This is a genomic window from Agrobacterium tumefaciens (assembly GCF_031801495.1).
Taxonomy (GTDB): Bacteria; Pseudomonadota; Alphaproteobacteria; order Rhizobiales; family Rhizobiaceae; genus Agrobacterium; species Agrobacterium tumefaciens_K.
Map to the genome: position 1 here is coordinate 977,581 of NZ_JAOEGC010000002.1, position 12,207 is coordinate 989,787.

Annotated in this window: 13 protein-coding genes; 7 read left to right on the plus strand and 6 right to left on the minus strand. The window is 59.1% G+C overall.

The window, feature by feature from the left end:
- Positions 1-55 precede the first annotated feature (55 nt).
- From rpsR to N7578_RS14215, 3 genes are all read right to left on the minus strand, one after another.
- Complete coding sequence (gene rpsR, locus N7578_RS14205; RefSeq protein WP_099057306.1) at positions 56-304, minus strand: 30S ribosomal protein S18; 249 nt, start codon at positions 302-304, stop codon at positions 56-58.
- A 16-nt stretch (positions 305-320) separates the two neighbouring features.
- On the minus strand, positions 321-752 hold the full coding sequence (gene rpsF / locus N7578_RS14210; protein ID WP_311110951.1) for a 30S ribosomal protein S6: 432 nt from the start codon (positions 750-752) through the stop codon (positions 321-323).
- Positions 753-1,042: 290 nt separating this feature from the next.
- Entirely contained in the window at positions 1,043-2,086 is a 1,044-nt protein-coding gene (locus N7578_RS14215) for an aldo/keto reductase (RefSeq protein ID WP_311112515.1), read from the minus strand.
- A 211-nt stretch (positions 2,087-2,297) separates the two neighbouring features.
- Between N7578_RS14215 and fabD the strand changes: the two genes are divergently transcribed.
- The 7 genes from fabD (at position 2,298) to gmk (ending at position 9,147) form a co-directional block, all read left to right on the plus strand.
- Complete coding sequence (gene fabD / locus N7578_RS14220) at positions 2,298-3,242, plus strand: ACP S-malonyltransferase (protein WP_311110952.1); 945 nt, start codon at positions 2,298-2,300, stop codon at positions 3,240-3,242.
- A 36-nt stretch (positions 3,243-3,278) separates the two neighbouring features.
- Complete coding sequence (gene fabG / locus N7578_RS14225) at positions 3,279-4,016, plus strand: 3-oxoacyl-[acyl-carrier-protein] reductase (protein WP_311110953.1); 738 nt, start codon at positions 3,279-3,281, stop codon at positions 4,014-4,016.
- Positions 4,017-4,286: 270 nt separating this feature from the next.
- Positions 4,287-4,523: an acyl carrier protein gene (locus N7578_RS14230; protein ID WP_003502080.1), complete on the plus strand. Its 237-nt coding sequence runs from the start codon at positions 4,287-4,289 to the stop codon at positions 4,521-4,523.
- 243 nt (positions 4,524-4,766) lie between these two features.
- Positions 4,767-6,029 (plus strand): beta-ketoacyl-ACP synthase II, encoded by a 1,263-nt coding sequence (gene fabF / locus N7578_RS14235; RefSeq protein WP_311110954.1) that lies wholly within the window; start codon positions 4,767-4,769, stop codon positions 6,027-6,029.
- A 279-nt stretch (positions 6,030-6,308) separates the two neighbouring features.
- Positions 6,309-7,529 (plus strand): endolytic transglycosylase MltG, encoded by a 1,221-nt coding sequence (gene mltG / locus N7578_RS14240; RefSeq protein WP_311110955.1) that lies wholly within the window; start codon positions 6,309-6,311, stop codon positions 7,527-7,529.
- 64 nt (positions 7,530-7,593) lie between these two features.
- Complete coding sequence (locus N7578_RS14245; RefSeq protein ID WP_311110956.1) at positions 7,594-8,481, plus strand: YicC/YloC family endoribonuclease; 888 nt, start codon at positions 7,594-7,596, stop codon at positions 8,479-8,481.
- A 3-nt stretch (positions 8,482-8,484) separates the two neighbouring features.
- Complete coding sequence (gene gmk, locus N7578_RS14250; RefSeq protein WP_311110957.1) at positions 8,485-9,147, plus strand: guanylate kinase; 663 nt, start codon at positions 8,485-8,487, stop codon at positions 9,145-9,147.
- A 225-nt stretch (positions 9,148-9,372) separates the two neighbouring features.
- Here gmk and rsmA read toward each other — a convergent pair whose 3' ends face one another.
- The 3 genes from rsmA to N7578_RS14265 are packed head-to-tail and all read right to left on the minus strand — an operon-like array spanning position 9,373 to position 12,191.
- Positions 9,373-10,203, minus strand: a complete 831-nt coding sequence (gene rsmA, locus N7578_RS14255; RefSeq protein ID WP_311110958.1) for a 16S rRNA (adenine(1518)-N(6)/adenine(1519)-N(6))-dimethyltransferase RsmA — start codon at positions 10,201-10,203, stop codon at positions 9,373-9,375.
- Complete coding sequence (gene pdxA / locus N7578_RS14260) at positions 10,203-11,225, minus strand: 4-hydroxythreonine-4-phosphate dehydrogenase PdxA (protein WP_311110959.1); 1,023 nt, start codon at positions 11,223-11,225, stop codon at positions 10,203-10,205. The genes rsmA and pdxA overlap by 1 nt, the downstream gene beginning before the upstream one ends.
- An 18-nt stretch (positions 11,226-11,243) precedes the next feature.
- Positions 11,244-12,191: a peptidylprolyl isomerase gene (locus N7578_RS14265; protein ID WP_311110960.1), complete on the minus strand. Its 948-nt coding sequence runs from the start codon at positions 12,189-12,191 to the stop codon at positions 11,244-11,246.
- Positions 12,192-12,207: the final 16 nt, after the last annotated feature.

Genomic DNA, 12,207 nt, shown 5'->3' on the forward strand with positions numbered 1-12,207 from the left:
GCAGTTGCTCGAGGTAGAAACGAGGCCGCGACGAGCGCGGCCTCGCTTCAAATCATTACGCTACGACGTAAGGCAGCAGGCCGAGGAAGCGTGCACGCTTGATCGCCTGAGCGAGTTCGCGCTGCTTCTTCTGGGAAACGGCCGTGATGCGGGAAGGAACGATCTTGCCACGCTCGGAAATGTAGCGCTGCAGAAGACGTACGTCCTTGTAGTCGATCTTCGGAGCGTTGGCGCCGGAGAAAGGGCACGTCTTGCGACGGCGGTGGAACGGGCGGCGTGCCGGGGAAGAGGATGCGTCAGCCATTGGTCAGAACTCCTTCTTATGCACGGTCTTCGCGCGGACGGCGCGGACGGTCTTCGCGGTTGAAACCGCCTTCACGCGGGCCACGGTCCGGACGGTCACCGTCACGGCGCGGGCGGTCGTCGCGATCGCGCTTCTGCATCATCGCGGACGGGCCTTCTTCGTGGGCTTCGACTGCGATGGTCATGTAACGAAGAATGTCTTCGTTGATGCGCATCTGACGCTCTACTTCGTGGATAGCGGCGGCCGGAGCGTCGATGTCCATGAGGGCGTAGTGAGCCTTGCGGTTCTTCTTGATGCGGTAGGTGAGGGACTTCAGACCCCAGTTCTCGACGCGTCCGACTTTACCGCCGAACGATTCGATAACGCCCTTGTACTGTTCTACAAGTGCGTCGACCTGCTGAGCAGAAATATCCTGCCGAGCAAGGAAGATGTGTTCGTAAAGAGCCATTTAAGCTTGCCTTTCTTGCGTTTTGTCCTTCACCCGGCAATAGCGCTAAGCCTCAACGACTGCTCTTGGCCGGCATGACCGGAAGCAAGAAAAGCGTTGTTCGAGACGGTCGAGAGCGGAGACACGGGAGGCCGGAAAAACCTTATGGTTCCTGCTGTTCCGTAACCGGAACCAGCCCTCCGTTCAGCCACCAGCCATAAGACCGGGTGTCGTGAACAGCGCGCTTATACGGATTTTTACCCGAAATGCAAGCGCGCTGCCGTAAAAAGCCATCTGGTACTGCTTTTGTATCAGATCGGCATCGGATATTGCCGATGAAGATCGGCGATGCCCTTCAGGACGTCTTCGGAAAGCGTCACGTCCGCAGCGGCGATATCGGTCTTCAGCTGTTCCATCGTGGTTGCGCCAATGATGGAGGAGGCAAGGAAGGGGCGGGTGAGCGTGAAGGCGATCGCAAGCTGTGCCGGATCGAGGCCATGCCGGGCGGCGAGATCGAGGTAAGCCTTGACGGGCGTTTCCTGAAGCGGCTGCAGGCGCCCGCCAAGATCCCTGTTGATCGTGCCTCGCGATCCTTCCGGGCGGGCACCATTCTGGTACTTGCCGGTCAGAAGACCTGCCGCCAGTGGCGAATAGGCGAGCAGTCCGACGTTCTCATGATGCGCCACCTCCGCCAGATCGAGATCGAAGCTGCGGTAGAGCAGATTGTATTCGTTCTGGATGGTCGCAACGCGTGGCAGACCGGTGGCCTCGGCGATATCGATATATTTCTGCGTACCCCATGCGCTTTCGTTGGAAAGACCGATGGCGCGGATTTTACCAGCCTTCACCAACTCGCCGAGTGTTTCCAGCTTCTCGGTGATTTCGGCAATCGTCCGTTCGGTCGCCTGGGTGGAGGCGTCGAAACCCCATACGCCGCGGAAATGATACGTGCCGCGATTCGGCCAGTGAACCTGATAGAGGTCGATGTAGTCGGTCTTCAGACGCTTGAGGCTGGTGTCGACGGCCTCACGAATGGCGGCGGCATCGATATCCCGCCCGCCGCGGATGTAGTCGCGACCCGAACCTGCGACCTTGGTGGCAAGAATGATGTCCTTGCGCTTGCCGGTTTTCTCGAACCAGGTGCCGATATAATCTTCCGTGCGTCCCTGCGTTTCTGCTGAAACCGGAGTGGTTGGGTAGAGTTCGGCCGTATCGAAGAAATTGACGCCGTGTTCCAGGGCGTAATCCATCTGCTGATGCGCTTCGGCTTCCGTGTTCTGGGTGCCCCACGTCATCGTGCCAAGGCAGATTTCGGACACGGAGATATCCGTGCGGCCCAATAGTCTCTGTTTCATGGAAATGTCCTGATGCTTGGAAGGTGGCATGAAAGTAGTCCGGAATTGACGCAGTGCAAGAAAAAATATGCTGCGCTGAAAACGTGATTTTGGACGGCAAAACCCCTTGGCGAAGCCTGTCCGAAGGCTTCAAGCCTTGACTTCGAGGACCGGAATGTGAATGGAAGTCCCGATAATATAAGGGAAGGCCAGAAAAGAAGGACCACATCCCATGGGTATTGCATTTACATTTCCCGGTCAGGGAAGCCAGGCCGTCGGCATGGGTAAGGAACTCGCCGATACGTTCGTCGAGGCGCGCGCCGTCTTCGAGGAAGTCGATGAGGCTCTCGGCCAGAAGCTGTCCGACATCATGTGGAACGGACCGGAAGAGACGTTGACGCTGACCGCCAATGCGCAGCCGGCGCTGATGGCGGTTTCGATGGCCGTCATGCGTGTTCTGGAAGCGCGCGGCTTCAAGCTGACCGACGCCGTTTCCTACGTCGCGGGCCACTCGCTGGGCGAATATTCTGCGCTGTGCGCTGCCGGTACGTTCTCGATTGCAGACACCGCGCGTCTTCTTCGTATCCGTGGCAACGCCATGCAGGCTGCCGTGCCGGTTGGCGAAGGCGCAATGGCCGCCATCATCGGCCTCGAGCATGACGTGGTTTCCGCAATCTGCGAAGACGCGAAAAGCCTCGGCGTCTGCCAGATCGCCAACGACAATGGCGGCGGCCAGCTGGTTATTTCGGGTGGTAAGGCGGCCGTGGAAAAGGCTGCGGCACTTGCTTCCGAGAAGGGTGCCAAGCGCGCCATCATGCTGCCGGTTTCCGCGCCCTTCCACTCCGCGCTGATGAGTCCTGCTGCAGATGCCATGCGCGAAGCGCTTGCCAAGGTGGAAAAGAAGAACCCCGTCGTGCCGGTCATCGCCAACGTGCGTGCCGCACCGGTTTCCGATGCCAACGAGATCGCTGCTTTGCTCGTCGAGCAGGTCACGGGTCAGGTGCGCTGGCGCGAGACGGTGGAGTGGTTCGCCGCCAACAATGTCACGCAGCTCTATGAAATCGGCTCCGGCAAGGTCCTGACCGGACTTGCACGCCGTATCGACAAGACGGTGAATGGCGTTGCCGTCAACAATGCTGCCGATATCGATCAGCTTTTGGTGGCGCTCGAAGGCTGAACGCCGCGGTCGTCCCGTTAAAAGAAGGAACGTTTCATGTTTGATTTGACTGGCCGCAAGGCTCTCGTCACAGGCGCAACCGGCGGCATCGGCGAAGAGATCGCTCGCATGCTGCATGCGCAGGGCGCAATCGTCGGCCTGCACGGCACCCGCGTTGAAAAGCTCGAGGCGCTGGCCGCCGAGCTTGGCGATCGCGTCAAGATTTTCCCGGCAAATCTGGCTGACCGTGCCGAAGTCAAGGCGCTCGGCGAAAAGGCCGAGGCGGAGCTGGAAGGCGTCGACATTCTCGTCAACAACGCCGGTATAACCAAGGACGGCCTTTTCGTTCGCATGAGCGACGAGGACTGGGACAACGTGATCGAGGTCAATCTCACGGCCATGTTCCGCCTGACGCGCGAACTGACCCATCCGATGATGCGCCGCCGTTTCGGCCGCATCATCAACATCACCTCCATCGTTGGCGTGACCGGCAACCCTGGCCAGGCAAACTACTGCGCGTCGAAGGCTGGCATGATCGGCTTCTCCAAGTCGCTGGCGCAGGAAATCGCCACTCGCAACGTCACCGTCAACTGTGTGGCTCCGGGCTTCATCGAAAGCGCCATGACCGGCAAGCTGAACGACAAGCAGAAAGAAGCCATAATGGGCGCCATCCCCATGAAGCGTATGGGCACGGGCGCTGAAATCGCTTCCGCCGTGCTTTATCTTGCTTCGAATGAGGCCGGTTACATGACCGGGCAGACACTGCACGTCAACGGCGGTATGGCCATGATCTGACGAGAGTTCGGTCGAAAGAGCCTGTGATACGCTGTGCTTAGCGCGTTTTCAGGCTTTTCGACCGATTGAAACCATGTTAAGCGGGCCAAGACTGTGAACAGTCGTCCCGGAGAGACAGTAAGCCGTTGCGAATTCTTGCAACGATGTCTAGCTTGGACCGGGTTTAACGGGTTTGCCCGCGGCACTGGATTTGAACGGTGCTTGAGGGCTTCTGACAGGGCAGGGTGCCGTAAGGCATTCCCTTTTAAAATAAAGGTCGAGGAAACCGACATGAGCGATATCGCAGAACGCGTAAAGAAAATTGTAATTGATCATCTTGGCGTTGACGCCGACAAAGTTGTTGAAGGCGCAAGCTTCATCGACGATCTGGGCGCTGACTCGCTCGACACCGTTGAACTGGTTATGGCTTTCGAAGAAGAGTTCGGCGTTGAAATCCCTGACGATGCTGCCGACTCGATCCTGACCGTTGGCGACGCTGTAAAGTTCATCGAAAAGGCACAGGCCTGATCGATCCTGCTCGGGGAGGTTCCTGAACCTCCCGTTCTGGCCCGGCTTGTCCGGGCCAATATTTTATCGTGAGAGGCACAATCCGTAACGGGTGCGTGTTTCCCGCGCGTAATCCTTTTGGCCGGAAATGGTCCGGCAAAATGGTTTATGCGCAAGTTCAAAGTTTTGCGGCATCCACCACCTGTTTTTTGTATCGGGTGCGGCAAAGAAGACCGATGATTTGGATAAGGGCGGAGCGTTGCTATGAGACGTGTCGTTATCACCGGTACCGGCATGGTATCTCCTCTTGGATGCGGAACTGAAGTCACCTGGGAACGGCTGCTTGCCGGCCAGAACGGTGCCCGCCTTGTGACCGAATTCGAGGTCGAAGACCTTCCCGCGAAAATCGCATGCCGCATTCCTGTGGGCGATGGCACCGACGGCACCTTCAATCCCGATGATTGGATGGAGCCGAAGGAACAGCGCAAGGTTGATCCCTTCATCATCTACGGCATGGCAGCGGCCGAAATGGCGCTGAACGATGCTGGCTGGCACCCCGAAACCGACGAAGACCAGATCATGACCGGCGTCCTGATCGGCTCGGGTATCGGCGGTCTGGAAGGTATCGTCGAGGCTGGTTACACGCTGCGCGACAAGGGTCCGCGCCGCGTTTCGCCGTTCTTCATTCCCGGTCGCCTCATCAATCTGGTGTCCGGCCAGGTGTCCATCCGTCACAAGCTGCGCGGACCGAACCATGCCGTCGTCACCGCCTGCTCTACCGGCGCACATGCCATTGGCGATGCCGCCCGCCTGATCGCTCTCGGCGATGCGGACGTCATGGTTGCCGGTGGTGCGGAATCACCGGTCTGCCGCATCGCGCTTGCCGGTTTTGCCGCCTGCAAGGCACTGTCTACCCAGCACAATGACGATCCGCAGAAGGCGTCGCGACCCTACGACCGCGACCGTGACGGTTTCGTCATGGGCGAGGGCGCCGGTATCGTCGTTCTAGAAGAGCTTGAGCACGCCAAGGCGCGTGGCGCCAAGATCTACGCCGAGGTCGTCGGTTACGGTCTGTCGGGTGACGCCTACCACATCACGGCGCCGTCCGAAGATGGCGAGGGCGCTTATCGCTGCATGTCAATGGCGTTGAAGCGCGCCGGTCTGACGCCTGCCGATATCGACTACATCAACGCCCACGGTACATCGACCATGGCCGACACCATCGAACTTGGTGCTGTCGAGCGTCTGGTTGGTGATGCGGCATCCAAGGTTTCCATGTCGTCCACCAAGTCGGCGACCGGCCACCTGCTCGGCGCTGCCGGTGCGATCGAGGCGATCTTTGCGACGCTGGCCATCCGCGACAATATCGTGCCGCCGACGCTCAACCTCGACAATCCCGACGTCGAAACGAAGATCGATCTCGTGCCGCACAAGGCGCGCAAGCGCGACGTCAACGTCGCCCTGTCGAACTCCTTCGGCTTTGGCGGTACCAACGCTTCACTCGTTCTACGCCGTTACGAGGGCTGATTGTCTGACGGCTCTTGCCGTTACAGACGGAATCGTCGAAAACCGCCTCCGGTCGTTGTGCATCGGAGGCGAGGGCAACTGACTTGGCGAGCGATTTTTTCGCCTCGTCATGCATTCGTCAGTTTGCATGATCTGCCGTATGGAGAACGAATCTTCGTGAAACCATGCGGAAAGCCTCCACCGACGCTTCGATGTGGTGCAGGATGGCATCCCGAACCTGTTTTTGCCGCATTGCCTGCGCAAAAAGCGCTGACAATGCCGAACTGAAAAGGACCGCCGGTGAGCGATACGAACCAGAACAGCCAGGGACAATACGGACGCGACGGCGCGGGAGAAGGTAACCGCGGCCCGATCATCCCTAAATCTCCGACCGAGGCATTGCGGCCGGAAAAAGTCCCGGCTCCGCCGAAGCGCTCCCGCAAGGCGCATGGCCAGCTGGTAATTTTCCTGAATTTCCTGATGACGATCGCCGTTGCGGTCTGCGTGCTCGCCGTCGCCGGCTTTTATTACATGATCAACGCTTTTCAGGAGCCGGGTCCGCTGGAAGCAAACACGCATTTCACCGTGCGTAACGGCGCGGGCCTTATTGAGATCGCCAACAATCTGGAACGCAACGGCGTGATTTCCAACGCACGCGTTTTCCGTCTGATGACGGGCAGCTACCTCCAGAAGGAACAGACGCTGAAGGCTGGCGAATACGAGATCAAGGCTTCCGCCTCGATGAAGGATATCCTGCTGCTGCTGGAATCCGGCAAGTCGATCCTCTATTCCGTATCGATGCCGGAAGGTCTGACGGTCAAGCAGATGTTCGCGCGCTTGGCCGCCGACGAGGTTCTGGACGGCGAACTGCCCGCGACCTTGCCGGCGGAAGGAAGTTTGCGCCCGGATACCTACCGTTTTACGCGTGGTACGAAGCGCGAAGAGATCGTCAATCAGATGAGCGTCGCGCAGAACAAGCTTATCGAGATGATCTGGGAGAAGCGCGATCCTGATCTGCCCATCAAGACGATCGAGGAGTTTGTGACGCTGGCCTCCATCGTCGAGAAGGAAACCGGCAAGGATGACGAGCGTGCCCACGTTGCTTCCGTGTTCTACAACCGGCTGAAAAAGGGCATGCGCCTGCAGTCCGATCCGACGATCATCTACGGTCTGTTCGGCGGTGACGGCAAGCCGTCCGACCGTCCGATCTACCAGTCGGACCTGCAGAAACAGACACCGTTCAATACCTATGTCATCAAGGGACTGCCGCCATCGCCGATTGCCAATCCGGGTCGCGCGGCGCTCGAAGCCGTAGCAAACCCGTGGCGCACGGATGACCTCTATTTCGTTGCCGATGGGACGGGTGGGCACGCGTTTGCCAAGACGCTCGAGGAGCACAACGCCAATGTTCGGCGCTGGCGCAAGATCGAGGCTGAAAAGGCTGCGGCAGGTGCAAACCCGGATGTGGTCGTTGACGGCCAGCCGGGTGGCGCGGAAGCCGAAAAACCTGCCAACAACTGATATTTTTTTACCGGGCCTCCATCAAAAGAGGCCCGGTTTGCATACTGCTGTGGGGACTTCAGAAATGACATTGCAATCGATGACCGGCTTCGCGCGCAGCGAAGGTGCTTCCGGGCGCTATCGCTGGGCGTGGGAACTACGATCCGTGAACGGCAAGGGACTGGATCTGCGCTTGCGCCTGCCAGCGGGCATGGAAGGGCTGGAAACCGAACTGCGAGAGGTCGCTTCCCGTAGTCTTTCACGGGGGAACATTCAGGCTGGCCTGTCCTTGGCGGCTACGGAAAACCGGCTGGAAGCCGTCATCAATCGCGAGGCGCTGGACGCGGTTCTGGCGCTCAAGAAAGAACTCGGCAACGTCGTTGATGATAGGCCGTTGAGCTTCGACACGCTCCTGTCCGTGCGCGGGCTGGTGGACTTCCGCGAGGCCGAGGACGACGCCGAAGCTCAGGCCGCACGCAATGCCGACGTACTGGCCGGCTTTTCCGAAGCTGTTCTCAAGCTCAAGGCCATGCGTGAGCGTGAGGGTGATTCTCTCTTTTCCATCCTGTCGGGCCAAATCGACCGCATCGAGCAGTTTGCCACCACGATTGAACGCGACCCGTCGCGCCAGCCTGAACAGATCGCAGCGCGTCTTGCCACGCAGATCGCGTTGATTGGAGATGGCGCTCAGGGGCTGGATCGCGACCGTCTGCATGCCGAAGCGGCGCTGATCGCGACGAAGGCGGATCTGCGCGAGGAGATCGACCGGCTATACGCCCATGTTGCAGCCTCGCGTGAGCTCTTGAAGGATGGCGGCCCGATCGGGCGCAAGCTCGACTTTCTTGCACAGGAATTTAACCGGGAGTCGAATACCATCTGTTCCAAATCGAACGCGAGTGCGGTAACCGCTGCTGGTATCGAGCTGAAAGTCGTGATCGACCAGTTCCGCGAACAGGTCCAAAATCTGGAGTAGGCCATGGCCCCGGTGAACAATTCTCCCGTCAAGATTGCCCGCAGAGGGTTGATGCTGGTGATCTCGTCGCCGTCCGGCGCGGGCAAGTCCACCATTGCCAGAAACCTTCTGGAAAAGGACAAGAACATCAAGCTTTCTGTCAGCGTGACGACGCGCCCGCGTCGGCAAAGCGAGATCGAGGGCATCCACTACCATTTCATTTCCAAGAAGGAATTCGAGCGCCTGCGTGACAGCGACGAACTGCTGGAATGGGCAGAGGTGCACGGAAATTTTTACGGCACACCGCGGGAGCCGGTGGAAACCGCGATGGCCGACGGCATGGATATGCTGTTCGACATCGACTGGCAGGGAGCGGAGCAGCTCCAGGACAAGATGAAGGCAGATGTCGTCTCCATTTTCATCCTGCCGCCCACCATGACGGAACTGCAATCGCGCCTGCATCGTCGCGCCGAAGATACCGAAGCCGTCATCCAGACGCGGCTTGCCAATTCCCGTGCCGAAATCGAGCACTGGCGCGATTATGACTACGTGATCCTCAACAATGACCTTCAGGCTGCTTTCGATGCTGTGGAAGCCATTGTAAAGGCTGAACGCGTTCGTCGTGATCGCCGCCACGGCATGTTCGATTTCGTGCGCGAATTGCTGGCGGAAGAGCCAAAGCTCTAAAGTCCAGCTGCTCGGGGGTGGGTTGTTTGCTGACACGACAGCCAGTTCAACGAATGGTGCACATCAGTGGCGTCATCTGCCAGCCGTGACCGCTCGCCATCGTCTTCGGCGAAACCTCAGCACGTGCTTTATCCAGTTGATCGGCCAGTTACGGCGCGCCGTCCTGATTCTGCTTGAAAACGCTGATCCCGTTCTTGTCATATGCAAGGAGGGGCGAGGAAAATCCTAGAGCGAATTCGCGAGCGTCACGAATTCCTCGACGGAGAGCGTTTCCGCCCGACGCGTCGGATCGATCCCGGCTTTTTCCAGAAGCGTTTCGCCGCCGAGTGCCTTTACGCTCTGGCGAAGCATCTTGCGGCGCTGGCCGAAGGCCGCTTCCGTGACTTTCTCAAGCTTTGCCACATCGCAGGGCATCGGCTTGTCCTTGGGCAGCAGGTGCACGACGGTCGATGTGACCTTTGGTGGTGGGCTGAAAGCCTGTGGCGGTACGTCAAAAGCCATTTCGGCGACGGTGCGCCAGCCGGCAAGCACGCCAAGGCGTCCATAATGGTTGTCGCCTTCTTCCGCCACGATGCGCTGACCGACTTCCTTTTGGAACATCAGCGTCATCGACAGCCAGAACGGCGGCCATCGGTTTGGTAGCAGCCAGTTGACCAGCAGCTGCGTGCCGACGTTATACGGAAGGTTGGCGATGATCCGCACAGGTTCGCCCGCAGGCACGAGCGCTTCGAAATCGGTCTTCAGCGCATCGCCCTCGATCACTTCGAGGCGACCGGGATAATGTGCCTCGATTTCGGCAAGCGCCGGCAGGCAGCGGCTGTCGCGCTCCACGGCAATGACCTTCTTGGCACCGAGCGAGAGAATGGCGCGGGTGAGGCCGCCGGGACCGGGACCGACTTCGATGACTGTGACGCCTTCCAGTGGACCGGCTGTTCTGGCGATCTTCTGGGTGAGGTTCAGGTCGAAAAGGAAGTTTTGTCCAAGCGACTTCTTCGCATCGAGGCCGTGGCGCTGGATGACGTCTCGCAGTGGCGGAAGCCCATCGATAGCAGCCATCAGAGCGCCGCCTTGCTGCGACCGGCAATTTCTGCGGCCATCTTCAGTGCCGCGACGAGACTTGCCTCGTTGGCAACGCCTTGGCCCGCGATGCCAAAGGCTGTGCCATGGTCCGGCGAGGTGCGGATGAAGGGCAGGCCAAGCGTGACATTGACGGAATCGTCGAAACCGAGCGCTTTCGCCGGAATGAGCGCCTGATCATGGTACATACAGACGGCGACGTCGTAGCGTTTGCGGGCAGCATCATGGAACATGGTGTCGGCGGGCAGGGGACCGAATGCGTCGATGCCCTCTTTGCGAAGGCCGATCACGGCAGGATGAATGATGTCGCGGTCCTCGATGCCGATCGCGCCATCTTCGCCCGCATGTGGATTAAGACCTGCTATGGCCAGACGCGGCGCGGCAATGCCGAATTTCTGCTTCAGATCCGTATCGATGATACGGCACGTCTCCATGATCAGCTCTTCCGTCAGGGCGGCAGGAACGTCCTTGACCGGAATGTGAATCGTGACGGGAACGACGCGAACCTTCGGTCCGGCAATCATCATGACCGGCGTTACTTGGCGACCATTGAGGCGCAGAGCGAGATCGGCAAGAAATTCCGTATGTCCCGGAAAACCGAACCCGGCTTCATAAAGCACTGACTTTGCAATCGGATTGGTGACGACGGCAGCCGTCTTGCCTTCTGCCGTCAACGCCACCGCGGTTTCGATGGCCTTGATCGTTGCATGGGCGGCGCCGATATGCGGCTGCCCTGCCTGAACCTCGAACCCGACGTGCAGGGGCAGGACCGGGAACGCCCGCTCAAAGACCTGACCAGCGTCTGCCGCCTCGCAGGTTTCGATTGCGATGTCGATACCGATCAACGCCGCACGACTTGCCACCACGTCCGGATCGCCGATGAAAACAAACGGCGGGAGGCCGGTTTCGTGGCGTTTTGCCCATGCCGCAATGGCGATGTCAGGGCCAATACCAGCAGGATCGCCCTGGGTAAGGGCAAGCGGCAGGGAAGCATGTGTCACGGATGGCGAACTTTCGCGTCAGGTGTTGACGATCTGCGCCTTCTTGCGCAGCTCATCCATATATTTCGTCTCGTTGGGGTTTTCGCCGTCCTTGGCTTTCATCAGATCTTCCGACTTGAAGACCATTTCAGCCGCGTAGTCATCCGAAACCTGGCGCTGCTTGCAGATCGCGAGGTATTCCACGCCCTTTTCCGTCACGCGCGTTCCGGTAGTACCACCTTCTTTTGCCTTTTCGACAAGCGCCTTCCACTCTTCCGGCAGTTCGGGTGCGAGAATTCTGCCAAGATCCTTGATCGAAACGTCCCGCATGGTTGCGGCAAACGTCTTGGCCTGCTCGCAGCCAGGATAACGGCTGCGCGATGCTTCCGCCTCGCTCTTGCGCTTACCGGTGATCGAATTGCGCTTGGATTCGGGAATGACGAAAATGATCTGCTGCAGGAAGTATTCGGTCGTGACCGGCTTCTCTCCGCGCTCCTTGAGGCGGGTAACGAGATCCTGGTTCGACATCTTTCCACGTCCACCGTAGCGGGCGTTGACAAGGCGCGGCCAGCTCATCTGCACGGCGATGAATGACTTGAAGTGGTCGGCACCGACGCCAGCCTGCCCGAGGACCTGCGTCAGCTGCTGCGGGGTCATCTTGTTGTTGGCAGCAAAGCGGGCGAATGCGGCGTCGACGTCATTGGTGCTGACCGACATTTTAACACGCGCGATTTCCTCGCGTTTCAGGGCTTCGTCGACCAGCTGGTCACGTGCCTTCTGATTAAGGTTGCCGGTCTGGCGCTGCAGCTTCAGGAATGCCACCCGCTTCGAGATGTCGTCACTGGTGATAGGCGTCTTGTTGACGACGATTTTCACCGTGTTGTCCGCAAATGCCTGGCTGGTAAATGGCGAAACGGCCATCGGGACGGCGAAAATCGCAAAGGCAAAAGCAGCGCTACGCAGAGCCGTCTTTCCGAAGTTCATCATATCCTTCTCCCTCTCG